This window comes from Mesorhizobium atlanticum, assembly GCF_003289965.1.
Classification (GTDB): Bacteria; Pseudomonadota; Alphaproteobacteria; order Rhizobiales; family Rhizobiaceae; genus Mesorhizobium; species Mesorhizobium atlanticum.
On record NZ_QMBQ01000009.1, the window covers coordinates 199,324 to 223,983 of the forward strand.

Genomic DNA, 24,660 nt, shown 5'->3' on the forward strand with positions numbered 1-24,660 from the left:
TAAGATTTGAGCGCCCCCTTGTGCCGCCGCTTGGCGAACATCGACGCCGAACCGAACCGACCGGCTCAAGACAATTGGTCCTCAACGACAGCGGCGTCCATTTCCTCTCCTTCGTCGCCTTCCGCGCTCGCCAGCCCGGTTGGAATGTCTCCTGCCAGCAACTTCTCCTTCGACAGCAGCCCAGCGTCCTCGAGCGCCTCGAAATCCGGCAGATGGCGCAGCGTGTCGAGCCCGAACTGCGACAGGAAATTTTTCGTCGTCACATAAGTGTAGGGCGCGCCCGGCTGCGGGCTGCGCGGCCCCGAGGCAATGAGCTCCTGCGCGCGCAAAATGCCGATCAGATCCCGCGACACTTCCTTGCCGAAGAAGGAAGACAGTTCGCCACGCGTGATCGGCTGGAAGTAGGCGATGCACATCAGCACGAGCGCCTCCGACTGCGACAGTTCTTTCGTCCCCTGCCCCGCGGCTGTCCCGAATGCGGCGTGGATAGCGTCGCCAAAAACCACTTGGTGCGGTGCTGCCAGCCGCCGGCAACCGAGACCAGTTCGTAGGGGCGGCCGGCGAGCTCGGCGCGAATGTCATCGATGACCAGTTCGAGATTGCAGTTTTTTCCCACCACCCGCGCCAGCACCTCGCGCGGCACAGGCTCGCTGGCGGCAAAGATCATCGCTTCGACGCGGCCCATCCACTCGCGCCAGCGCAGTTCCGCCGGCAGATGCTCGAGCTCGGTGTCGACCAGCATTCGCTGGACATCACCCTTGCCTCGCGGGCGTTCGGATCGGGCCGCCTCGCTCATCGTTAGAGCCCAAACAGCCGGAAGCTGGTGCGGCCTGACAGCTCGCGCACGGCCCCGAGCTGCTGCAGCCGCTCGAACAGCCGCCGCGCCGCGAAGCGCGACAGGTTTTCCGTCATCAGCGATCCGGCGACGACATCTTCATTGAGCAGCAAAAAATCACGTCGCCAGCGCCCTTGGCGCGCAGTCTTGGCACCACCGCCAGGAGCTGTTGCGTCGCGGGATAAAGGCGAATCATGTGTTCGGAGGGTAAAGCGGCCGTGCGCTTTTGGCGATGATTTTCGGCGCAAAACGCACAGCCTGTCGGCGAATGATAATGTTGCCTTATCGTGAGTTCTTGTCTTTACGCTTCAACCGTTCGGGCATCGGCCAGCGGCGCGCCCTCAGAGAGGCCCGATACATTCACGGCTTGGCAAAGATGGTGAGCGGCACTAGCGTTGTTGGACGATCATTGAGCGGCTCGGCGCCGTAGCCCGCATATCAATTCGCGGACAGCTTGTCCTTGGCATTCGCTGCCATTTTCGTCCGTAAGCGGCTCCTGCGGCATCGACCGGGCTCCAAGCTCCCCGTCTCCATCGCCCTGCGTTCGCTCCAGGTGTCGTGGCCAGTTCAGGTGCATATCTAAGATTTTCTCGTTTCAGGATGCGACACCGACGGTCGGAGCCGCGCGCCGCTTCAGCAAACTCGCCGGGCTTCGCCAAAACGATCGTCAAGTCCCAGAGCAGCCACCTTGAAAGCGCTCATGCTGGGGTTTGGCAGACAATGTCTCGACTAGCGCCGGCGGCGCTACCAACAGGTATAGCCACCATCCACCACCAGAACCGCTCCCGTAATGTAACTTGAGGCATCGCTAGCCAGAAACTGAACCGCAGATGCCACCTCGTGCGGCTGGCCCAAGCGGCGCAGGGGAGTCCGATCGCACCACGCATTGACCACTTTCTTTGGATAATGATCGAGCACCTCAGACTGCACGAACCCAGGAGCAACCGCGTTCACTCGGACACCTGATCCTGCCCACTCACATGCCAGCGTCTTGGTAAGCATGTTCACCCCCGCCTTGCTTGCATTGTAGGCCGTGACGACGTGTTCCTGTCGGGTAACGATCGCTGCGCACATCGAACTGATGTTGACAACAGTGCCTGACCCGCGCTGTGCCATCAGGGATCCGAACGCGCGGCTGCAATAAAAGACCCCATCCAAATTCACGGAGAGCACCGCTCGCCAGTCCTCATCAGTGGTCTGATGCGTCGGCGCTGCGCGAGATACCCCGGCATTGTTGACGAGGATATCGGGGCAAGGAGCGATGCTGGCGGCAAGCCTGTCCACCGCCTGCGAATCCCTGACGTCGAGCCGGTGAACCTGCGGCTTCACGGGGAACCGTTCTGCAGCCTCGATCAGACGGGCCTCGTTGGTGCCAGTAAGGATTATCGCTGCGCCGGCTTGTTGCAGCGTGCGAGCGATCTGCAGACCGATGCCACGCCCAGCGCCGGTTACAAGTGCCGTTCTGCCATTCAGTTCGAACTTATGGGAACAACCCTCGGCTTTCATTGCAGCCTCCCCCGGAGACGTAAAGGCGCACAATTCGTGCCTTTCTGCCTGTCTCGTTGGATTCAACACTTCTCGATAAACATCGCGCCGAGGATGCTATCCGACCTTTCTTGGACGCTCAGATGAGTCTGCGCACTGCAGCAACGATGTGATCCTTCGTAGGATAGAAGTCCTTCTCAAGGCTCGGGCTGAAGGGAACGTGAATGTCTGGAGCGCTCAGGCGTAGGATGGGCCGCTTCAAAAAATGGAAAGCTTGCTCCGCTATTACCGCGGCGATCTCACTGCCGACGTTGCAGACGCGGTGCGCATTCTCGACGATCACAAGTCGTCCAGTCTTTGCGACTGAAGTCATGATGGTGCGATCGTCAAGCGGCTTCAAGGTACGTGGATCAATCACTTCGACCGAAATGCTTTCCTTGCCGAGCGCGTCGACAGCTTCCATTGTGGGCAGAATGGCGCCTGCGATCGCGACAACCGTCACGTCCCGTCCCTCCCGCTTCACGTCCGCCTGGCCAATCGGGATCAGATGGTTCGGATCAACAGGCACATCCCCGACCACCGGCCACAGGCGAGTGTCTTCGAAGACGAGCACCGGATCGCCGTCGCGAATGGCTGATTTCATCAGACCTTTAATATCGGCAGCGCTAGTGGGACTAATGATCTTGAGGCCCGGCACGTTCATGAAGAGCGGATAGGGCCGATCGGCGTGCTGCGCAGCTTCGGAACCCAAGCAGTACATGCAGCAACGAAATACGATTGGAATGTCGATCTGGCCTCCGGTCATATACTGCAATTTCGATGCCTGGTTGATGATCTGATCCGAGGCGAGGTAAACGAAGCTGGCGCCCGCGAGGTCTACTATCGGCCGCAGTCCGTTGATGGCAGCCCCAATCCCTAGACCGGTGAAGCTGCCTTCTGAGATTGGAGTGCTCCAAATCCGACTTTTGCCGAAGCGCTCGATGAGCCTGGTAACACCGTGGGCAGCAACATCCTCTCCCAGCAGGACGACGCGCTGATCACGATCCATTTCCTCCAGCTGAGCTTGCACGAGTGCATCGAGATAAGACATGCGCACATGAGTATGGGCCATGGCGGCATCGCTTCGGACGTCAGGCTCCATTGGAACAAATCCCCTTGTGAGTGTCTGAAACGCCGTCATTGCTTGGGGGCGAGCTGAAGATGAAATGAGGTAAGGTCTTGGGATGCGGCATAGGGCTTTGCAGACCAAACTCCACCGCCTGCTTGACCGCCTCCCGGACTTCCTCCTCCATTGCACTCAGACTTCTCTCACTCGCCCCCTCGCCGAGCAGCACAGCTCGATATAGCCGGATCGGATCTCGATCGCGTATGAACGCCTCCACCTCGTCGGCCGATCGATAGGGCGGGCCAGGTGTGATCAAGCCGACGTTGTGCTCATCGAACCGATAGGTGTTCGCTACTATGAGCGTTGGCCCGCCTCCTGCGCGGGCTCGCGTGACCGCCTGTGCCGCAGCTTCGAACACCGCGCGCACATCCTGTCCGTCCACAGTCGCCCCAGGCATGCCGTAGCCCGTCGCGCGTATTGCGATGTCGGGCTGGCCGTGACTTTCGGCCACCGAGGTGATCATTGCATAACCATTGTTCTCGCAAAGATAGATGACGGGGAGCTTCCATAGGGACGCCATGTTCAGGCTCTCATGGAATGTGCCTTGGTTCACCGCTCCATCGCCAAAGAAGCAAAGGCTGACCTGATCGGAGCCCCGCAACTTGGCACTGAAGGCGCAGCCTGTGGCAAGGGGGATACCGCCTCCAACGATACCTGACTCGCTAATGATGCCCACCGACTGGTCCGCCAAGTGCATCGAACCGCCGCGCCCCTTGCAGATGCCGCTCACCTTGCCCATCAGCTCGGCCATTAGGGCGTCGAGACGCGCGCCCTTCCCTATCGGATGCCCGTGCGAACGATGGGTTCCAGTCATGGCGTCATCATCTCGCAGTGCGAGACATGCCCCTACGATAGTGGCTTCCTGACCCGCGCTGGAGTGAAACCAACCAGGGACGTTGCCGCTATCGAACTGACGGGTTCCCTCTTCTTCGAATAGCCGAATGCTGAGCATCCTGCGGAAAGCCTCTAGCCGGTCAGCGCCTTTCGCATCCATGATCAGGCTTCACCCACTCCAAGAGCGCGCACCACGCTGCTAACTTTTGGCGGTGAACCCACCCGCCGTCTCCAATCGGTCGACCTCGCTCTGTTTTTCTCGACAAGTGCCGAACGCAAAGGAAGCCAGACTGTTTCAGTTTTCATATCGCTGACCTGCAAAGGATTGGCTCGCGTACGCCTCGGATGCTCCTTCGGCAGTTTCCTTGCCAATTGTCCGCGGTCGACGTGATGCCGCATCAAGTCTGCAGCAGAACCTGGCTTGGTCGGCGCATCGGCCAGAAGCCCGGCACCATGCAAACGCGGATAAGCTACGCCGACGAGACCAGTCTTCGCATAGGGATGAGAATTTGCCGTTGAACCGTGTATCAACGACCTCACGCTCGCTCCGCTCCGGAGTGGGATGCAGGCATCTGCAGAATCCAGTAGTGCCCGTCCTCTTCCTCGAGATACCGGCCATTCCTTAGACATTGTACCAGCTTGACGACACCTTCACCTTGCAGCCGTCGCACCTCACTTTCAAAGGACGTTACGTCCGCGTAGCTCTTGCGGGTGCTCGCAATTATGAAGCCGTTAGGGCGGGTGATGCGAGCCAGTTCGCGCAATCCGTCAGGTCGAACATGCCCGAGCGTGAAGACACCGCAGCAGACGGTTAGATCATAGGTGGCACTTGAGTAATCGGAGATCAGTCCGTTGAGGTCGATATCACCCCGGACATGACGGTACACGCCGGTTTGCCGGGCCTTTTCAGCCATGTCCTCGGAAAGATCAAACCCGTCGATCAACCCAAAGCCGAGGCGTTGCAGTTCCATCCCGACAAGTCCTGTTCCGCAGCCAGCGTCTAGGACCCGGACGGCATTTCGTGGCCCATCCAAATAAGCTTTCTGCACGGCTCCTGCCAGCTCCGCTACGATCACAGGACCGCAGTATCCGACCCGGATCTGATCCTGATCGAACGTATCGGCCCATCCGCGGTATAGCTGAGCCAAGCGGACGGTATCGCCGTTGAGGGCATGAGACGTCTTGATGCGCTCTCGTGCGGCCTGCTCTGCCGCTGTTTTGGGGTCCGCACTGCTCATCCAAGGTCCTTTTGTTGCCGTCATCGTCATCGGCACAGCACGCCCATTCGGCACTTGCCGGCGCTGGGAAACGAAGCATCAAAACTCATGCCATTTGGCGGAGGCAGGCGAAAAAGACGTCTTTCTATCGTTTTCAGCTGTCTGGATCGGATTCAAACGAGAGTTTGGCTGACAATCCGTGTAGTAATTACGTCAAAGAGCCTACAAAATACGACGATGAGCCAAACCACTCTTCTGAAAGCCGCACAGGCTCTGGACATTGAAGATATCGAAGATCGTGTACAAACGCGGCAGCAGACAGCGAAGACACCAGTTGCACTTTAATATCAACTCCTGAGTGCGATCGGAACATGAGCCCATCTAGGTTCAGGACGGCGCTCATACGGCTGTGACTCCTGGCCGAAAATACCCTCCCAGCTGTCGAGCGACGCCAGGGCGGGTGACGGGCCAAGAACCCGGGCGACCTCGAGCTTGAACTGTTCCAGGTTCAGGACTGAAGAGACCCGCGTCGCCTGGAAATAGATTACGCGACATCTGTCCACCCCGGCTTCATTGCTCCGTCCAATGTATGAGCGAACTTCTCGGCGCGTTCGGACGTCGGACCGGGCTTGCCGCGTCGCGGCAGGAGTCCGAGCCCGACCTGGCGTTGGTTCACGGCTCAACAGACTGACTTCACCTCATCTTAGTTGACGGCTGTTTGGCCGGAACGCCGCAATCTAGCTTCCGTCGGCTAAGTAGCCGGTTCGCAATGGCACCTGTCGATGGAACATGATCTGCTCTGGTGCTCGGCCCGTAGTGTCGCCAACGCCTCAAGGCTGCTGGTCAATTCGGCTCCTTTCAGCTTCAACTCACGCTCATACCCACGCTTTGTCTCCTTTCGGCTTGAGACGAGGTGTTTCGACCGGAGCGTTTCCCCACGCGAGTGCTACTTGCGGGACCAGATCACTGTTGCCGGCAACTGCCCTTCCGTTGTCTCCCGTGGCCGGCCTGTGTTGCCGGCATCGCTTCTGCCACCTGCCGCAGAACAGAATGCAGGCTGAGAACGTGATGCGGATCGGCACCTCTTCGGCTGGAAGGAGGACCTCGCAGCAGCCCGAAATTGCATGATGATGACACAAACGTCCGGAAGCCGACATCAGCGGGGCCTGATCAGACGCGCTATCTTATTGTTTCGTCGAGCTTTTGGCTTGGCACGCCTTATGCTGGAACATTTGCAGTGGTGCCCAAGAGGACAAGCAATGGATTTAGGGCTTGACGGCAAGGTCGCGATGGTAGCGGCCGCCTCCAGTGGTTTAGGTTTCGCAACAGCCGAAGAGCTAGCCAAAGAAGGGTGTCGGCTTTCCATCTGCGGGCGAGATCCGGCGCGATTGTCAAGAGCATGCGATCGGTTGCTCGGCACAGGCGCCGACGTGCTGGCACGCCCGACCGACGTTACCGACTGCGGCGACACAGCGGCCTGGGTTGCAGAAACAGCACAACATTTCGGATCTATCGACATCCTGGTGACGAACTGCGGCGGCGTCCCTGCTGGTCCACCCTCGGCCATGAGGTCCAAGGATTTTGACAATGCCTTCGGCCGGGTGCTGTTGCCCTCGGTAAACCTGGTTACGGCTGCCTTGCCGCATCTGCGTCTGTCACCGGCGGGACGAATATTGATGCTTGCTTCCGAAGCTGTCGTTCGCACACCGGCACATTTCGTGCTGTCGGGCGTCGCTCGAGCGGGGCTGGTGCCCTACTGCCACGCACTCGTTCAGGAATTGTCGGGAGAGAGTCTCACCGTAAACGTGCTCGCTCCTGGCGCGCACAGCACGGCTATTCATGAAGCCAATCGCGCCGGCGACCACGCGGAGGCAATCCGCGCTCTTGAGAACAGGACGCCCGCTCGACGCCTCGGCCATCCTTCGGAGTTCGCAGCAGTTGCCGCATTCCTGGCTAGCGCCCGGGCGTCTTACGTCAATGGCGGCCTGATTGTCGTTGACGGAGGCCTAAGCGCAACAGTCTGAGGAAACGGGCAGCAGCAGGACCTTTAGAATGAGGATGCCGATGCGAAAATGCCGATCTTTTGCAAGGGTTCAATGGGCGATCTGCGTGCTTAAAAGTGAGCGTTTCCCCATCAACGTGGCGCCTGGGCGTGCCTCGTCGGGCATCTTGCCATGGCCGCTAAGGCGCCGGCGCAGCTGGTCCCGCCATTCACGCCAGGCATGGCTTCGGTCCGGAACGTTGGTTTGCACCTAAGCGAAGAAGTGAGCGATCTACTATGGCTGAGACAATCCTCAATCCCGGCGTTGGCGCTGAAGGATACCGACAGCTGTTCGGCGTTGATGAGAAGGTGGTCTGCATCTCAGGCTCAAGCCGCGGTCTGGGGAAGTCACTCGCTATGTGCTTTGGAAAGCTGGGAGCGAAGATAGTTCTTTCCTCGCACAACACTGAGGAACTGGCCGAAGCCGAGGCAGAACTCGCGCGCCTGGGGATCAACGTCGCCGTCATTCGTGCTGATATGCGGTCGCACGATGATTGCGGCGCACTGATCAGTGGCACGGTCGACCGGTTTGGGCGGATCGACGTCATGATTTGCAACGCCGGTATCGACATCATCAGGCCAGCGCAATGCTACGAAGAGGCTGAATGGGACCAAATCGTCGATACCAACCTGCGTGGCTATTACTACTGTGCCAAATTCGCCGCCAAAGTGATGCTTGACCAAGGCGGCGGCAGCATCATCATGACGTCCTCCGTCGCCGGTTCGCTCGGAATCCCGGGGCTGGCCGCCTATGCTGCAAGCAAGGGCGGAGTGAACCAGTTGACGCGCACCCTGGCGGTGGAATGGGCCGACAAAGGTATTCGTGTAAACGCCGTTGCGCCTGGATTCATCAATAACTTCATGGATGGCGTACATCGGAATTCCGACAGCCCTTACCAGCGCCGCGCCATGGCACTCACACCCATGCAACGCCGCGGAGACTTAGCCGAGTATTTCGGCCCGTACGTCTTCCTTGCGAGCTCGGCCGCATCCTTCGTAACGGGCGAGATTATCTATGTCGATGGGGGTTATGCGGCAAGCTGACGTAGATCTTCCGAGGCATATTTGGCGGACCTGAAAATGCTGGACACAGAACGAAATACCATAAACATCCTGGACTGTACGTTGAGGGATGGCGGCTATTACACCGATTGGAATTTCCCGCCGGAGCTGGTGTCGGATTATGTCGGCATTATCAACACCCTTCCGGTGCGAATGGTGGAACTCGGGCTAGCCGGAAAACCGAAGACCCACGGCTACTTCGCCAATCTGACGAGCTCGAAGGCCCAAAAAATGGCGGCTGCTCTTGTGGTCGAAGCATGTGTGATGATCGACGCCAAGGATGTGCTTGCGAGCGAGCTGCCGCTGCCCCTGGCTGTCAGCCGCCTGACAGAAGGACTGGAGCCGGGGGCCATCACGACCGTGCGCTTGGCGATGCACTACAAGGACTTGGCTGCCTCCCGAAAGATCTGCGACGAGCTGTCTCGCAGGGGCTTCCGTGTGTTCGTAAACCTCATGCAAATCGACGCCGCCGACGCGGTCGAGACCGAGACGTGCCTCAAGGAGGCAGAACAGGCCGACACCATCGAGGTCTTTTATATCGCCGATTCATTCGGCTCAATGGCACCGGCCCGGGTTCAGGCTCTTGTTAGTAGGTTTGCAGCGCGGCTTGAACCTGCCGTCGGCTTCCATGGCCATGACAATCGCGGATATGCGCTGGTCAATTCGCTGACGGCCGCCAAGGCAGGAGCGACCTGGATAGACTGCACTATGGGCGGCATGGGCCGCGGAGCAGGCAATACAGCCAGTGAGCAGCTCCTGCCGATGCTTGCTGGTCTCGATCCCTGCAAGGAACGAGGACTCCTGGAGCACGTCCTGCGTCACTTCGATCCGCTTCGCAAGCAGCATGGCTGGGGCAGCAGCGCGGCCTATCAGTTCGCCGGCTCGAACTTCATCCATCCGACCTATGTTCAAAAGCTACGAGCTGGCGGGACCCTATGCGACGCAGCGATCATCAGCCGACTTTCAGGCTTGAGCGCCGACGAAAGGACGACTTTCGCCGGTGAAAGGCTGTCGGCGTTGATGGAGCAAGACCTCACCTGATCGCAGATAGCTTCGTTGAGGGCGCGCCTGTTGGCAGTCTGGAGGATCCATGAGTTTGGCAAATGCGGCAGGGAAACCTCGGGCCCTTCCCCGCGACCCCCGGTTTTCATCCGGTCCTTGCCGCAAGCATCCCGGTTGGAGTGTTCACCCTGCCATGCTGCGCTACGTCGGGCGAAGCCACAGGAGCTCCCAGGGTGCAGAAAGGCTGGCGGCGGTAATCAGGCGCATGGCTTGTTTGCTTGAGCTGCCCGATAGCTGGCTGTGCGGAATCGTGCCCGGTTCGGGGACCGGCGCCTGCAGCATGGCTTTGCAAAATCTGCTCGGCCCAGTTCCGGTCGAGACATTCTTGTCAGACAGCTTCTCGCACCATTGGGCAAATGAGATCGACGCTTTAGCGCTGGCTCCTCAAACGCGGCACAGCTGTTGCTACGGAGATTTTCCGAACACCAGCGGGATCGATCCCGGAAACGACATCGTTCTGGTGCTAAACGGCACCAGCAGCGGAGTTTGCCCACCCGATCTCGACTGGATTCCTGCGGATCGCGAAGGTCTTGTGATCGCAGATGCCGTCTCGGCGGCGTTTACGAGGCATATCGACTTCGACCGCGTCGATGTCCTGTGCTGGTCATGGCAGAAGGCGCTTGGTGGTGAAGGCGGCCACGGGATGATTGCGCTCTCGCCCAGGGCGCAGGCCCGGTTGAAAGCAGGCGAAGGTAGGCCCGTGGCCAAGCTCATGAGGCTGCACAACCCCGACGGATCGGTGAACAATGCCTTCTTTGGCGGCCGGACGATCTCGACACCCAGCATGTTCGCGACTGAAGACATCCATTCTGCCCTCGACTGGGCCGAAGCGTGCGGCGGATTGTCTGCGCTTGTGAAAAGGGTTGGTGACAACTATTCCGTCATGGCCGACTGGGTGAATGCCACTTCCTGGATCGACTGGCTTTGTACCAACCCGGGGGCACGCTCCAGATGCTCGATCACCCTCCGGCTGCAACCGGGTGCCGGCGAGAAGAAAGACAGCGGAAAGATCGTCAGCGGGATGATCCGGCTCCTCGAAGCAGAAGGCGCTGCTTTGGACATCTGGAGTTATGGTGATGCTCCACCAGGATTCCGAATATGGGCTGGCCCTACGGTCGAGGCCGATGACTTGGCGCTTTTATGCGAGTGGCTGGACTGGGCTCACCGCAAAGTGTGTGAGGCGACCACAATGCCCGACAGGATAATCGCGCCCCAACAGAAGCTGGCTTATGGCGAATCATGATCAATACCAGAAAGACCGTGGCGATCGAGATTGCTGGACAGCCGCCGGCGCCTCAGATTGATTCTTCCTCCTTGGCAAACTGCTATGACGCGATACTCTTCGATGCAACAGGAACACTTGTCGGCGAAAATGAAGCTATCCCTGGTGCTGCTGACGTCCTGGCGGCACTGAACCTGTCCGGCCCGCCATATTATATAGTCACCAATATCAGCAGTGGATCGGACGAAGCGATCTTCAAGCGGCTTTGCCGCGCTGGACTTCCGCTTCCGGCGGCCGATCGCATCGTGTCAGCAGGAGGTGTCGCACGAAGTCGCGTAGTCGAGGAGTTGGCCGCAGGGCGACAAGTTTCGTACCTGGGGAGTGCAAAAGCCGCACATGATATCTTCGGCCAACATCCAAATCTTCATCGCGCCGACAAGGGCGAGACATTCGACACGCTCGTCGTGCTCGATGACGAAGGTTTCGATTTCAAACGAGCTGCCGATCACATTCTCTCCACGTTCCAATGCAGGCTGGTCGAGACCGGCGAGATGCCCCGCGTGATTACCGCGAACGCGGACATGATCTATCCTAATGGGCGGGGCTCTCTGGTATTTGGGCCAGGCATAATAGGGCCAATGCTACAAGCAGGCCTTGCACCCTTCGGAGCTCCTCCAATTAGAGCGGAGCTTATGGGCAAACCTGGAAGTGCGATCTTCGAAGAGAGCATCGCTCGGGCCGGCTCCGATCGTCTTTTGATGGTAGGCGATCAGGTCGATACCGATATAAAAGGCGCGAAGGCTGCCGGGCTCGATACCGTTCTCGTAAACACTGGTCTCAACAGGCGCGGTGGTCTCTCCCAAGAGGAAAGCAGTGCTCCCGACTATGTAGCAAATAGCCTTCGCGAGATCTTGGACGGCAGCTTGTCATGTCGGCAGTTGGACGCTGCCCTCGAGTGAGGATGGCATTGGCCCGGAGGATCTCTCCTGACAATGCAGCGGCTCCAGCGTGCTCGCTCGTTTCTCCAGTCTCTATCGCCTAGAATGGTCCGGACGAGCTCGTCTCGCCATAGCCGACGGTCGCAGCACCGAACCTCCTCAAGCGTCCGGTCCAAAGGTCCAAAGCCAATGATCTCGCGCATGCCGTCAGATGTCCTGGTCACAATCGCGGCATTCCGACAAATGAGGCGGTCGGCAATCTGACGATTAGGCTCTGACACAGATCTTACCGGATGAGGTGATTGTTGGTCGCCCCCCGGCGCTTGCCGCAGCCCGGTTGAGGGCGCGCTCGCCGGCGGCCTTTCAGGCAAAACCGCTTCCCGGGATACAATTTTGTCTCATGTCCGACAAAGATGTCGGAAACCCTCCATTACAATCGAGGACATCGTTCCGTCCGGAAACGGGACCTTGGTTCGGCTGCCGTCCCACTGCCAGCGGCCGGCACGCAATTTGCAGAAGCGCCATCAGGAGCCTGTCACCGAGGGGAACTGGAACCACTTCCGACTGGTGCGGCCGTAAACTCGTGGACAGAGAGGACAAATGGCCACTGTAACGCTGCCCGTCGACTGGCGTGCTCAATGACCCATCGGTGTTATGATCTTGCGTTTTTCGCTGCTCTGGAGGCGTTCGAGGCATCCGCTCACCACCTCTGTTTCGAGCGGGCAGCTTGCGAACTTGGCGTGACGGCGGAAGTGATCGGCCGACAAATCAGAATCATTGAAGACGAGCTCGGTGCTCCACTGTTTTCGAAGGCAACGTCCGGAAGAGTTCTTACCGCGGCTGGAAGGGACCTGCGCAGCGCCCTGGCAAGAAGTTTTGCTGGAGCTTCGGATGCCCTTACCGCCATCAAGCACGGCAATTCCCGCCGAGCGTCTCGGCCGGCGCAGCCGGCATCTTCACGTGCATCGAGTTGATCATTGGCCCCTTCATTTTCGTCACGAACCGAACACTTCAAGACCGGCAACCCGGTCGTCGTGCGGAGCCAGAATGCCGCATGCCGCCGCCATCAGGGGCATTAGCGGATGGCAAACTGCTCAGCGTCAGCATAGCATCGTGGATGGCCGATGCGTTTCCCATGAGGTGCCGCTGATCGGCATAGCGACCAGATCTCACGTCAATTCGATGGTCTGAAGACACCAGCAGTGAATTGGGAGCCAGCTGTCGCACATCGACGAAAGGAGGAGCCATGATCCTCATCACCGGAGCCTCGGGCCAGTTGGCGTCGCAAATCGTAAGAGCGGCTCGGCAAAAAGGCATTGCCATTCTGACCGGCAGCAGAGCGCCTGGCGCTGACCGGCTGATGGACTTCGATAGGCCCGAAACGCTCAACTTCACTGGAATTGCGACCCTGCTGATGACTTCAGCGGGCTCTGCCGAAGACGATTGCATAATGCGAAGGCATGGTGCTGTCGTGGCTGCGGCACGCGCTCAAGGGGTGAGGCAGGTTGTTTATACGAGCCTCAGCCATGCTAGTGATCACCTTGGCTTTGCCCTGGGCCATCGCTGGACCGAGCGCGAGCTTCGAACAAGCGGAATGGCATGGACCATTCTTCGCAACGGCCTTTATGCAGAACTGATCGGTGATCTCTTGGCGCCGCGCGGCGGGTTGATCACCACGCCCTTCGGTACGGGTCGGGTTTCGGCCGTCGCAAGAGCGGATTTGGCCCAAGCGGCGGTTACCGTATTGAGCGATCCCGTCGCCCATGCCAACTGCTGTTACGAGCTTTCGGGAACTGATGCATTCTCGGCTCCGGACCTCGCACGCAACATTGGCGCCATCTATCAGCCCGGCAGCTTTGAGGATGAGCGCGCGCGGCTTTCAGCCAAGCCATTATTTCCCTTCCAACCGCCGATGCTGATGTCCATTTCGTCCGCAGCGGCGGCCGGTTTCCTTGAAACCAATGCAACAGATCTGACGCAGCTGGTGGTGCCAACGCCTCTGGATGCGCTAGAGATCTCGTGCACAGTGGCCCGGGCAATCGGCTCAATAGAGCTCGCGCACCGGCTGTGTCGTCCCCGAGTGTGACTGGGCATCGTTGGCCGGGCTGCCTGTCGTCTAAAGTGGGCCGACAGACAACTAGCCGCCCATATAGGATCCGCCATTAACATGAATTGCCTGGCCAAACGTGTAACTTGAAGCCCCGCTGCAAAGAAAGACAACCGCGTTCGCGACTTCCAGAACTGTCCCGATGCGGCCCGCCGGGGTCCTGGAAATCCAGTCGGGACCATGTTTCTTCATGTACTCGTCAACCATTGGCGTGTCTATCGTGCCTGGAGAGACCGTATTCACCCGAATCTTCGGGGCCAGCTCCTTCGCCAACGATTTCGTGAAAGCCAACACGCCGCCTTTCGACGCCGAATAATGGACGTGCCCAGGCGACCCGGAGTGTGCCGCACCTGATGATATCGTCACGATAGACCCACCAGGCCTGATGAAAGGGATTGCTCGTCGGCATACGTAAAACACGCCATCGAGATTGACAGACATTGTTCGCCGCCACTGCTCGTCTGTCATTTTCTCTATCGGCTGGTCTTCGAATATCCCGGCCGCCGGAACCAGGTGATCTATTTGCCCGAACCGGCTGATGCACTGCTCAACAAGAGCATCGGCGTCGGATGGATTGGTTGCATCATACGCCACCGGTATCACCCGCGTTCGCGTTTTATCGAGCTCGGAGGCTAACCCTGATACGCCCGGTTCATCGTAGTCAGCCAGCACCAGCTTTGTGCCCGCTTGATGAAAAAGCCGGGCAATTGCCATTCCGATGCCGCCTGCCGCCCCTGTGATGATTGCAACATGATCCTTGAGATCAAGTCCATCAACCAACGCCGTGTGACCAGGCTTTTGCATCCCAACTCCAATCGCAAGCAATTGCTTTTGCCAGGCTATCGGCCGCACCGATGCTAGGCAGTTCGGCGATGCCGCGGCTCACGCACGACCGAGCCCATGAGGTGCAAACCGCGTCCGCTGCTCGCTAATGGCTCCTGACGGGATCGTGGCCTTTGGCGGCCAGATCGTCGCCGCAAAGCCCTGCCGTGCGGCTCAGTGCTAGCGTATCAGGTCGGACGTAGCCGGCAAATGACCACGCCGACCTCGGTGGAGGCGCCTTCCGGGACGCAGATTTCCTCAATGACACCTGCGTGTTGCACTTCGATTTCGATGGTCGTCTTTTCGGATTCCACTTCCGCTATGATCTGGCCGGGCGCGACGGTCGACCCTTTGGAAACATGCCATTTGGTAAGATCGACCTCGACTGTGGCCGCGCCCATCTTGGGGATTTTGATACCGATCATGATTTCGAATAACTCCATGCAGAGCAGATCGCCTGTTCCAATTGCTTTGGAGAAGGCAAGACCGCGGCCTCGAGGTCGGGATTGTATGGCAGCGGGATGTCAGCACGCGTGATGCGCTTGATGGGCGCAACCAGGTATGAAAAGGCGTGTTCGCCAAGAATTGCGCTGATTTCGGAGGCGTAGCCGCAGCTGCGGTTGGTGTCGTCGTAAATGACGACACGTCCGGTCTTGCGCACGCTTTCAAGCAGACCGTCTCTGTCAAACGGCAGCAGAGTGCGGGGATCCCAGACTTCCACGCTTATGCCGCGTTTCTCGAACAAAGAGTCGGCCACCGCGAGCGCCTCGGGCACAAGATGTCCGACAGCCACGACCGTCACGTCTGTTCCGGGCCGCCTGACCTGTCCCTTGCCCAGCGGCACCGTATAGATATCTTCCGGCACCTCGCCTTTCTGAGGCAGCGACATCGCGGACGCGATAAAGACCACGGGATCCTGTTCTCGGATCGCCTGTATCATGAGCCCCTTGGCATCGTATGCTGTTGAGGGGCAGACGACCTTGAATCCTGCGTGCACCAGATACGGATAAGGGTTGTCGGAATGCTGACCTGCGTTGCCGCCTCGCGTGCCCGAAACCATGATGGTGTAGGTGACCGGCAGATCTGCCTGCCCGCCCAGCATCAGTCTCATCTTCGCCGCCTGGTTGACCAGCTGATCGAAGGCTACGTAGATCAGGGACGGAACCTGGAACTGGACGATCGGGCGCAAGCCGGCCAACGCCGCGCCCGTCGCGAAACCGGTGAACGCCGCTTCCGAGATTGGCGTGTCCAGGACCCGATCGTCGCCGTAGGCGGCGTGCAATCCTTTGGTTTCGCCTCGTATGCCGCCCCTGATGTCCTCGCCCAGGATCATCACTGACTCGTCTTGGGCCATGACCTGCCGGTAGGCCTCGTTCATGGCCTGAAGGAAACGAAGCTGCCTCACTGCTCTGCTCCCTTGGCCGGCGTGTAGGGATAGTTCACCGCGTACATGTACTCCAGCGCATCTTGCGGCGAAGGCGTTGGACATCCACGAGCGTACTCCACGCCCTGAGCAATCTCGTCATCGACCTCCCGCTTCATGCGCTCGATATCTTGTGCGGAACAGATCGAGCCTCGGATCAAACGCTCAGCCCAAAGGTCCAATGGGTCCCGCTTCTTCCACTCGTCGATTTCCTGCTGGGTCCGATAGGTCGTTTTCATGTGACGCTCGCCGGAGTAATGGCCAAAGTACCTGTAGGTATCGCATTGAAGGAAGCTCGGCCCCCCACCGGAGCGTGCCCGTTCGACAGCGGAAAGGGCCGCGTCGAATACGGCGCCGACATCCATGCCGTCGACCTTGATGCTCGCCATCCCATAGGATTGCGCACGCTCATGGAGTTCCAGAATTGTCACTTCGCGAAGCGGCGTGGTCATTGCGTATAAGTTGTTCTCGCAGACAAAAATGACCGGCAGACGCCAGATTGCCGCAAGGTTCATCGCTTCGTGAACGACGCCTTGATTGATGGCCCCGTCCCCGAAGAACGACACCGCGACATGCGGCTCGCCGGCTGCCTTGAACTTGTGGGCCGCACCGCAGGCGATCGGGGCCCCGGCGCCGACAATTCCGTTTGCACCGAAGATGCCTAGCGAAACGTCGGCGATATGCATGGAACCGCCGCGTCCCTTGTTGTAGCCGGCGGACCTGCCGAAAAGTTCCGCGAACATCTTGCCGACGTCGCCTCCCTTGGCCAGCGTATGGCCATGGCCTCTGTGGGTGCTCGTCAGGATGTCCTTGTCGGTCAGCGCGCTGCAGACGCCGACCGCGACCGCCTCCTGCCCGCAATATTCGTGACAGCTGCCCGGGATGAGATCATCGTCGACAAGCTCGACCACCTTGGTGTCGAACTGCCGGATTCGTAACATGTCGGCGTACATCTTGCGTGCCATCTGGGGCGGCAGAATGTTCGACATCAAATACCTCCGCTTGAGAACCTGGTAGTGCGTTGCGCCGTGACATCCGTGCGCCGAAGAACAGTGTCAGCCAGACAATGAGGCTCTTGATGGGTGCCTGCCAAAGCGTCTCCAGCCTTGATCTGGCATGGGTCGTCACGGAGCTTTGGCCCGACATGCATCGGCCGCCTCCGGCCACGTTGCAGAAATGACGGGCCTGTCTTTCGCGGTTGCCCCATGTCGCGGCCAGCTACAAAGAGGTATATCCGCCGTCAGCTGACAGGATCGTACCCGTGCAGAAGCTGGAAGCGTCGCTGGCGAGATAAAGCACCGCTGAAGCGATTTCCTGCGGCGTACCCATGCGGCCAAGCGGAGTTTGTTCAATCCACCGTTCGTACCATACGGCATTGTCGGTCTTGAAGCGGTCGAGCATGTCTGTGGCTATGTAGCCGGGCGCAACGGCGTTGACGCGCACGTTGAACTTTGCCCAGGCGCAGGCCAACGATTTCGTCATCATGTGAAGCGCGCCCTTGCTTGCGATATAGCAGGTATTGTTTTGCGGCTGGGTCACGATCAGGCCGCACATGGATCCTATGTTGACGATGCTGCCGGAGCCGCGGGCGGTCATATGACGTCCAAAAGCGCGGGAACACCAAAAAGGCGCATCGGAGTTCACGTTCATCGTCTTCGACCACACCTCGTCGGGGGTGTCGAGCGCTTCAGCCTTGGGACCCACTCCAGCGTTGTTGACCAGGATATCGACAGGACGCTCTGCGTTAAGCTCGTCGCCGAGCGCGGTGACATCGGCAGAGCTTGTGACGTCGATTGTCCTGTAGCCGACCTCCAGTCCTTCGGCCGCAAGAGTTTCGGCCGCCGAATGCGCGGCCTGCTCATCCAAATCAGCAAGAATGATCGCCGCACCAGCCTGCCCAAGAGCCCGACAGATTTCCAGGCCAATGCCGCGGGCACCGCCCGTGACAATGGCGCGTTTGCCCGCGAGGGAAAATCTATCCAGGTAGTTCATTCCAAGTGATCTCCTGTCAGCGTCCCGGTCTTCAGCCTCACCGCCAAAGACCCAAGGCGCCGTGTGAATTCGAAGCCGTGACCGGCCGAGCCTGCCTGCCCGCCGTAGCTCGGCTTCCAGCACTCTTGTCCGGCAATTTGAGACGCCAGGACCAGAATAAGAGTATGGAGCCGCTATCCTTTATCTCGTGCGTGGCGATCAGGATTCAGTTCAGTGGAGAGCCAGACAAGACATCCAACTCTCCACTTTTTCGAACTACTTCGCGGCCTTGGCGTCGGCGATCCACTTGTCCCACTGGGCCTTGTGGGCCGCTATCCAGTCCGTGGCATGCTTGGCGATCTGATCGGGGTTTTTCTCTCCCTCGTAGATCTGCTTGTTTTCGGCGGTAACGTCCTCGACCGGGATCGAGAGCTCCTCCAGAAACTTCTTTGCCGAAGGATTGGCCTTCAGCCATTCGGCGTTTGCCATTACCTTGGTGTCGTTGACCGGAAAGCCGAGGTTGCCGAGGCCCTTGATTTCGGTGCTGCCAGTCTGGCCATCAGGAAGCGAGGTCGACTTGACGTTCAGCCATGTGACATCCTTTCCAGGTATCAGGACGCCGGAAATCCAGCCGGGGATCCAGGTATAGTAGAGCGTCGGCTTGCCTTCTTTGATGCGCTCGATCGCATCCGCCATGATGGCGAAATAGCCGCCCTGCTTGTGCTCGACTGTGTCGCGCAGCCCATATGCGTCGAGGTGATGCTCGATCATGCGTTCGCAACCCCAACCCGGGTCGCAGCCAAACAGATCCGCCTTTCCATTGCCGTCGATGTCGAACAGCTTGGCTTTTTCGGGGTCCTTCAGGTCCTCGAGATATTTGATGCCGGTCGCATCAGCCGTCTTCTTGTCGATCAGATATCCCTGGATGTCGCCATGGACGAGCGTGCCGACGGGCATAAGCTTGTCGGCGCCCCCGGCCCCCTTCCAGAAGGCATCGTGCAACGGCGTCCAGAACGCCGGATAAAACTGCAGATCTCCCGACGCTACCGCGGTATATGCAAGGGTGACCTGGACTTGTTCGGGCTGTTCTTCGACGTCGTATCCCAGCTCCCGCAGGCCATCTCTGACGACGTATCCTTGGAACAGTTCCTCGTTTACGCCGCCAATCCAGCCATATTTCACCTGTGCGGCTCCGGCCGACAGCGAACTACTGGCCACTAATGCGAGCGCTGCAACGGCAATCTTAAATTTCATTTCGTTCTCCCTAGATCCTCGGGCGCCATGCTCGGGGCACTCTTCTTGTTTCGTCCGACTGGTTGCTTTGCCGGAGACCTGGCCTGCCTCCCAAGCAACGGCACCCCACGGGTATAAGCTTAGGGACAGACTGGCACTTGAAGTGCTTGCGTTCCCATGCTCAGCGATAATGCAATCTTGCGCAAATCAGTTTTTGTGCGCGCCGCCATAACGACAGGTCATGATAAAGGTGGAGGGATAGAGCGGCCCCCCCTGCCCGTCCCCGACCTGGAGCTGGTCGGCTGCGATTTGCGTCCAATCATGCGGGCGAGGCGATTGGCCAAGTGGCCCACGTCCGCCAGCTGCCACTGCAGCACGGGAGTTGCTCGTCAGGACGTCATCGCGCACTCAACAAGAAGGGCAGCGAAAGCTGGACGTCGCAATCATGTCGGCGACCTGCCTTCACGATTAAAGCTGCGCCCCGCTTCCAGCGCCATTGCTATTTCCTACGCTATGCTGGTGCGAGCTGAGCAGCAGTTCCTCGCCAACGGCACGTGTCGGCGAGGAAGCGCACCGAACAGGCGGCCGAACATCCATGACTCCTGGTTATCTCGACCCTCATTAATACTCATTTGAAGTAGGAGAACCTGCTGCCTATAGCATAGCCAGCGTTGCTCTTGCTCGAACCGTTCGTCGGCTGGCCGGCACTCGCGGAGTGGCAGGCCCGGCGAAGGGCGAGCCTGCATCCGATGGCCAGAAGCAGCTACGGGGAACGGCCATCATGGCACGGTATATGACCGGCCATGGGTAGCAGTCCTCTCGGTCTTCGGAAGCGATGACCTTGCTGGCATCGGCAGCGAGCTCACCAACAAGCGTGTCGGTGTCGTGGTGACACCAGAGGAGAGTTGGAATGCACGGCGCAGTCGACTACAGGACGCAGGCTCAATCCATCAGGTTGCCCGCCCATATGATCGTGAACGGAGAGCCGGTCGCGGCTTTCTCGGGCAAGACATATCCCACCATCAACCCGGCGACAGGCAAGGTCCTTGCTGAACTGCCCTCGGGTTCGGAAGCCGACGTCGACAGGGCGGTTGCCGCCGCGCGACACGCTTTCGAGGATGGCCGATGGTCGAAGCTCGCTCCGGCCAGCCGCAAGCAGGCGCTTCTGAGGCTCGCCTCCGTCATCGAGGAAAATGCACTCGAACTGGCGCTGATGGAAAGCATTGACAGCGGCAAGACCATTACAGACTGCATCAACATCGACTTGCCGGAGGCGGTCAACAGTCTCAGGTGGCACGCCGAAGCCGTCGACAAGATCTACGACCAGGTGGCCCCGGCAAACGATTCTTCTCTTGGCCTGATCGTGCGCGAGCCGATCGGGGTGGTGGGCATCGTTCTGCCGTGGAACTTCCCGCTTCTCATGCTCGCCTGGAAGATCGGCCCGGCGCTTGCCGCGGGCTGCACCGTCGTGGTCAAGCCGGCGGAAGAGACATCGCTCACGACCTTGCGGGTGGCCGAGCTTGCCATCGAGGCTGGAATCCCGGCCGGCGTCTTCAACGTCGTGACCGGCGATGGTCCCGATGTCGGAGAACCGATCGGCCGCCACGCGGATATTGACGCAGTCTCTTTCACCGGCTCGACCGAAACCGGCCGGCGCTTCCTCAAATACTCATCAGAGAGCAACCTGAAGGAAGTGGTCCTCGAGATGGGGGGCAAGAACCCCTGCATCGTGATGGATGACGTTCGCAACCTGGACGCCGTGGCATCTCACATCTGCAACGGCGCGTTCTGGAACGTTGGCCAGAACTGCTCGGCCATCTCGCGCCTGTTCGTTCATCGGGCGGTCAAGGACCGGCTGCTTGAAAAGCTGGCAGCGGTCGCAAAGACCTGGAGCGTTGGCGATCCGCTGGCGCCCGAGACCCGCATCGGCCCGCTGGTTTCGACCGTTCATTTCGAAAAAGTCAGCGGCTATCTGGAAAACGATGGCAAGGTCGTCGTTGGCGGAAAGATCGTGGATGGAACGACGATCGAACCGACGATCATCGAATTCTCCCGCCACGAGGGCAGGCACATTCGCGAAGAGATCTTTGGGCCGATCCTCTCTGTCATTCCGGTGGACTCGCTTGCAGAGGCGGTCTCGCTCGCAAATCAGACCGAATACGGCCTGGCCGCCTCGGTTTTCGTCGGCGACGGCACGAAGGCGCTTCGAGCCGCTCGCGCGATCAGGGCAGGCACGGTGACGGTCAACTGCTACGGCGAGGGAGACGCTGCTACCCCATTCGGGGGCTACAAGCAATCGGGCTTTGGCGGCCGGGACAAGTCCATCCATGCGCACGATCAGTACTGCCAAACCAAGACCCTTTGGGTCGATCTGAGCTCCGACGAAAGGATCTGACATGTCGACGTTTGCTTTTCCTGGTCTCAATCTGGCGATCACGACGCCGTTCGATGCGAGCGGGCAGGTCGATTTCGGGCGCTTGGAGGACCTTATCGAGCGCTATCTGGCGGCAGGCGTCGATGGCTTCGTGTTCAGTTCCGGCACGGGGATGCATGTCTACCTGACGCCTGAGGAATCGAGATCGGTCATTGAGCGCGGCGCGCGGGTGGTGGCCGGACGAGCCAAGGTGATCGCCCAGACTTCCGCACTGCTCACGGCGGAAGTCGTTGCAAGAACGCAAGGTGCCAAGGATGCCGGCGCCGACGGTGTGATGGTTCTGCCGCCCTTTTTCGAAGGTCCCTCCGATGACGGCAGCATCTTCGCTTTCTACGCCGACGTCGCAAAGGCAGGACTGCCGATCATCGGATATAACGTGCCGCAGGCCGTGGGCGTGCGGATCACACCTGGCCTGCTGCGGATGCTGTGCGAATTGCCCGAGTTCTGCGCCGTCAAGGACAGCAGCGGCGACCTGATCTCCCAAGTCAGGCTGATCGGCACCGGCCTTGGCGTGATAAATGGAGCAGACCCGCTCGTTCCATTCTCGCTGTTTGCCGGTTGCTCCGGGCTGATTTGGGGTGGCGCAAACATAGCACCCCGGACCTGCGTTGCGATCACCAAGGCTGCCAGGGAAAGAAGGTGGGACGATGTCCGCTCGATCTGGCGCAAGCTCGAACCGCTTATGTCCCTGCTTTGGGAGGGAGATTACGTCCAGCATGTCTATGCGGCGGCGGAGCTCACCGGCTATGGCTGCGGCGTGGCGCGCAAGCCGTTCGGGTCGTTGTCCTCGGATCGGATCGCAGCGCTCCAGAAGGCGATAGGCGGCCTCGCCGAGCAAGAAGCCTTGTGACCATGGGTAAGACTTTTCGCGCCCGCCGACTGCCGGCGCATGGTGTGAAAGCAGGCTGGGCGGCGCTGCTTCCTTCCAGAAAGCCGACGCCGGAGCTCGATCGCGCCATCACGGCCGATGTGGTCGTTATCGGCGCCGGCTTCGCCGGATTGGCCGCGGCGACGAGACTGACTGAGCTCGATCCGAGCCTTTCCGTGGCGGTCATCGATGCCGATGTCGTCGGCAATGGTGCCAGCGGCCGTAACTCCGGTTTCCTCATCGACCTACCGCATGACATCTCGTCAGGCAATTTCGGGGTAGACGCCGCTACCAAGAGCCGCAACGAGATAACGGTCGCGCGAAGCGCCATCCAGCTGTACACGCGGCTGGCGCACACGAATGGCTGGGACAAGGACGTCTTCGATCCCTGCGGCAAGTACAGCGTGGCAATGACCGATGCCGGCAAAGAGCATCTGGCGGCATATTCTTCCAAGCTGAAGGCACTGGGCGAACCGCATCAGCTCCTTGACGCCGCCGCGATCGCCGACGTGACGGGCACGCGTTCGTTCAAATCGGGCCTCTTCACTCCCGGTGCCGCCATGATCCAACCGGTTGCGCTAGTGAGAGGGATCGCTGACTCCTTTGAAGGATCTTCCGTCACCCTGTTCGAGCGGACGCCTGCTCTATCCATTGAGACCTCATGGTGCGGGTGCGCCGTGAAAACGCCCAAGGGCGAGATCAGAGCCGACAAGGTGATCCTGGCAACGAACGGGCATGCTGAAAGCTTCGGATTTGGACGCGGTGAACTTCTCCATGTTTTCACTTACGCATCGTTGACGGAGCCATTCGACCCGTCGGTCCTTGGCGGCTTGAGGAAGTGGGGAGCAACGCCGGCAGCGCCGATGGGCACGACGGTGAGACGGATCAACGGCGCTGAAGGAGACAGGATCCTCATCCGGTCGCGCTATAGCTACAATGCCAGCATCGAAGTTGGCTCCAGCTCGATGAAAGGCGCGAGCAAGCTTCACGATCGCAAATTTGCGGATCGTTTTCCTGAACTTCGCAACCTGAAATTCCAGTTCCGCTGGGCGGGCGCAATGGCCCTCACCTGGAACACGGTTCCACTGTTCGGCGAGCTGGAGGATCGTATTTTTTCGGCATGCGCCTGCAACGGCATAGGGGGCACGAAGGCCACCGCCGCGGGGATCGCTGCTGCAGAGCTCGTCATCGGTCATCGGTCGGCGCTCAGGGAAATATTCCAGGCATTCGACAAGCCGCAGAAATTGCCGCCAAGGCCGCTCGTCGAAGTGGGCGTCCGCTTCAACCTTGCAATGCGAGAGTGGCGGGCCGGGCGCGAGTAGGGCAGGAGCTTCGTGCCAGTTCCAATCCTCCCCCATTTTTGACCACGATCTCGGCGCCTGGCGTAGGGGCAGGCACTTTCTCCGAACGCTGCGTCAACCAGCGGTTCGTTGTCAAGGATGAGTTATTTCGGCTGTCCGTCCTGCGGATCCGACGGGTCAGACCAGCCGGTCGAAGGCGCGGTACCGGATGAAGTAACGTCGAGCGTTCGCCACGGCATCCTTCTTGTCTCGGTGAAAGAGCGTCATGACCAGAAGGAAGGCCAAACGTGCCAGGATCAGCACGTTGGTGATGATGAGGGACCATTCGTTCTTGAGTATCCCGAAGATGGGCCACGACGCAAACCCCGTGACGTTGATGGCGTACGTCGGCGCCGATATGCTGCCGGTGTTCCGGTTTTTGATGATCTTCCAAGCTTGGGGTGTATGAAGTCACGGAGCAGAGCGCCGCAAGATAACCTATAACCGAATCCCGATTCATGGTTTGCTTGACCGGGATGGTGCATCTTACCCTTTCGAGCGGTTGCCAAACCAAAGGAGGGCAAGGCTGCTTGGCGGGTGCGGACTTGCCGCCCGCGAGCTTTCTCCGATCGACGTCACTGCGCCGTCCCGCACGGGCGTC

Annotated in this window: 21 protein-coding genes and 2 pseudogenes; 10 read left to right on the forward strand and 13 right to left on the reverse strand. The window is 59.5% G+C overall.

What is annotated here, in order from left to right; genetic code table 11:
- Window positions 1-65: 65 nt before the first annotated feature.
- From scpB to DPM35_RS26830, 6 genes and pseudogenes are all read right to left on the reverse strand, one after another.
- Window positions 66-796, reverse strand: a pseudogene (gene scpB, locus DPM35_RS26805) (SMC-Scp complex subunit ScpB).
- A 2-nt stretch (window positions 797-798) separates the two neighbouring features.
- Window positions 799-1,007 (reverse strand): annotated as a pseudogene (locus DPM35_RS26810) (DUF1403 family protein); the annotation flags it as partial.
- Between the two features lie 572 nt (window positions 1,008-1,579).
- Window positions 1,580-2,341 (reverse strand): SDR family NAD(P)-dependent oxidoreductase, encoded by a 762-nt coding sequence (locus DPM35_RS26815; protein ID WP_112130201.1) that lies wholly within the window; start codon window positions 2,339-2,341, stop codon window positions 1,580-1,582.
- Window positions 2,342-2,459: 118 nt separating this feature from the next.
- On the reverse strand, window positions 2,460-3,461 hold the full coding sequence (locus DPM35_RS26820) for an alpha-ketoacid dehydrogenase subunit beta (RefSeq protein WP_198419730.1): 1,002 nt from the start codon (window positions 3,459-3,461) through the stop codon (window positions 2,460-2,462).
- Window positions 3,451-4,479 carry a thiamine pyrophosphate-dependent dehydrogenase E1 component subunit alpha gene (locus tag DPM35_RS26825; protein ID WP_112130202.1) on the reverse strand — a complete coding sequence of 343 codons (1,029 nt, stop codon included), beginning with the start codon at window positions 4,477-4,479 and terminating at the stop codon, window positions 3,451-3,453. The genes DPM35_RS26820 and DPM35_RS26825 overlap by 11 nt, the downstream gene beginning before the upstream one ends.
- A 376-nt stretch (window positions 4,480-4,855) precedes the next feature.
- The gene (locus DPM35_RS26830; RefSeq protein WP_112130203.1) at window positions 4,856-5,557 is read right to left on the reverse strand and encodes a class I SAM-dependent DNA methyltransferase; all 702 of its coding nucleotides are present in this window, start codon (window positions 5,555-5,557) and stop codon (window positions 4,856-4,858) included.
- Between the two features lie 1,238 nt (window positions 5,558-6,795).
- Here DPM35_RS26830 and DPM35_RS26840 point away from each other — a divergent pair.
- The 7 genes from DPM35_RS26840 (at window position 6,796) to DPM35_RS26870 (ending at window position 13,947) form a co-directional block, all read left to right on the forward strand.
- Complete coding sequence (locus tag DPM35_RS26840; protein WP_112130205.1) at window positions 6,796-7,560, forward strand: SDR family oxidoreductase; 765 nt, start codon at window positions 6,796-6,798, stop codon at window positions 7,558-7,560.
- A gap of 254 nt (window positions 7,561-7,814) precedes the next feature.
- Window positions 7,815-8,621 carry an SDR family NAD(P)-dependent oxidoreductase gene (locus tag DPM35_RS26845; RefSeq protein ID WP_112130206.1) on the forward strand — a complete coding sequence of 269 codons (807 nt, stop codon included), beginning with the start codon at window positions 7,815-7,817 and terminating at the stop codon, window positions 8,619-8,621.
- Window positions 8,622-8,657: 36 nt separating this feature from the next.
- The gene (locus DPM35_RS26850; protein ID WP_112130207.1) at window positions 8,658-9,680 is read left to right on the forward strand and encodes a beta/alpha barrel domain-containing protein; all 1,023 of its coding nucleotides are present in this window, start codon (window positions 8,658-8,660) and stop codon (window positions 9,678-9,680) included.
- A gap of 154 nt (window positions 9,681-9,834) precedes the next feature.
- Window positions 9,835-10,944, forward strand: a complete 1,110-nt coding sequence (locus DPM35_RS26855; RefSeq protein WP_245431657.1) for a PLP-dependent aminotransferase family protein — start codon at window positions 9,835-9,837, stop codon at window positions 10,942-10,944.
- On the forward strand, window positions 10,941-11,882 hold the full coding sequence (locus DPM35_RS26860; RefSeq protein WP_112130208.1) for an HAD-IIA family hydrolase: 942 nt from the start codon (window positions 10,941-10,943) through the stop codon (window positions 11,880-11,882). The genes DPM35_RS26855 and DPM35_RS26860 overlap by 4 nt, the downstream gene beginning before the upstream one ends.
- A gap of 617 nt (window positions 11,883-12,499) precedes the next feature.
- On the forward strand, window positions 12,500-12,835 hold the full coding sequence (locus DPM35_RS33355) for a LysR family transcriptional regulator (protein WP_181592153.1): 336 nt from the start codon (window positions 12,500-12,502) through the stop codon (window positions 12,833-12,835).
- 272 nt (window positions 12,836-13,107) lie between these two features.
- Window positions 13,108-13,947, forward strand: coding sequence for an NAD(P)H-binding protein (locus DPM35_RS26870; protein ID WP_112130210.1), 840 nt, complete (start codon window positions 13,108-13,110; stop codon window positions 13,945-13,947).
- 51 nt (window positions 13,948-13,998) lie between these two features.
- Here the strand turns inward: DPM35_RS26870 and DPM35_RS26875 are convergent, their stop codons facing one another.
- The 6 genes from DPM35_RS26875 to proX all read right to left on the reverse strand — a co-directional run bounded on the left by DPM35_RS26875 (window position 13,999) and on the right by proX (window position 19,438).
- A complete protein-coding gene (locus DPM35_RS26875) occupies window positions 13,999-14,772 on the reverse strand; it encodes an SDR family NAD(P)-dependent oxidoreductase (protein WP_112130211.1) in 774 nt (257 codons plus the stop codon).
- Window positions 14,773-14,978: 206 nt separating this feature from the next.
- On the reverse strand, window positions 14,979-15,215 hold the full coding sequence (locus DPM35_RS26880; protein ID WP_181592154.1) for a biotin/lipoyl-containing protein: 237 nt from the start codon (window positions 15,213-15,215) through the stop codon (window positions 14,979-14,981).
- Window positions 15,212-16,195, reverse strand: coding sequence for an alpha-ketoacid dehydrogenase subunit beta (locus DPM35_RS26885; protein WP_112130213.1), 984 nt, complete (start codon window positions 16,193-16,195; stop codon window positions 15,212-15,214). Before DPM35_RS26885 ends, DPM35_RS26880 begins: the two co-directional genes overlap by 4 nt.
- Window positions 16,192-17,202, reverse strand: coding sequence for a thiamine pyrophosphate-dependent dehydrogenase E1 component subunit alpha (locus tag DPM35_RS26890; RefSeq protein WP_198419731.1), 1,011 nt, complete (start codon window positions 17,200-17,202; stop codon window positions 16,192-16,194). Before DPM35_RS26890 ends, DPM35_RS26885 begins: the two co-directional genes overlap by 4 nt.
- 229 nt (window positions 17,203-17,431) lie before the next feature.
- A complete protein-coding gene (locus DPM35_RS26895; protein ID WP_112130214.1) occupies window positions 17,432-18,205 on the reverse strand; it encodes an SDR family NAD(P)-dependent oxidoreductase in 774 nt (257 codons plus the stop codon).
- A 255-nt stretch (window positions 18,206-18,460) separates the two neighbouring features.
- A complete protein-coding gene (gene proX / locus DPM35_RS26900) occupies window positions 18,461-19,438 on the reverse strand; it encodes a glycine betaine/L-proline ABC transporter substrate-binding protein ProX (RefSeq protein ID WP_112130215.1) in 978 nt (325 codons plus the stop codon).
- Between the two features lie 889 nt (window positions 19,439-20,327).
- Here proX and DPM35_RS26905 point away from each other — a divergent pair.
- Genes DPM35_RS26905 through DPM35_RS26915 form a run of 3 tightly spaced genes read left to right on the forward strand, consistent with a single transcriptional unit; the run spans window position 20,328 to window position 24,041 of the window.
- A complete protein-coding gene (locus DPM35_RS26905; RefSeq protein WP_112130216.1) occupies window positions 20,328-21,812 on the forward strand; it encodes an aldehyde dehydrogenase in 1,485 nt (494 codons plus the stop codon).
- A 1-nt stretch (window position 21,813) separates the two neighbouring features.
- Window positions 21,814-22,701, forward strand: a complete 888-nt coding sequence (locus DPM35_RS26910; RefSeq protein ID WP_112130217.1) for a dihydrodipicolinate synthase family protein — start codon at window positions 21,814-21,816, stop codon at window positions 22,699-22,701.
- A gap of 2 nt (window positions 22,702-22,703) precedes the next feature.
- Entirely contained in the window at window positions 22,704-24,041 is a 1,338-nt protein-coding gene (locus DPM35_RS26915) for an NAD(P)/FAD-dependent oxidoreductase (protein WP_112130218.1), read from the forward strand.
- Window positions 24,042-24,197: 156 nt separating this feature from the next.
- On the opposite strand, the gene DPM35_RS32935 is transcribed toward DPM35_RS26915, so the two are convergent.
- On the reverse strand, window positions 24,198-24,446 hold the full coding sequence (locus DPM35_RS32935) for a hypothetical protein (RefSeq protein WP_342633684.1): 249 nt from the start codon (window positions 24,444-24,446) through the stop codon (window positions 24,198-24,200).
- Window positions 24,447-24,660 lie beyond the last annotated feature (214 nt).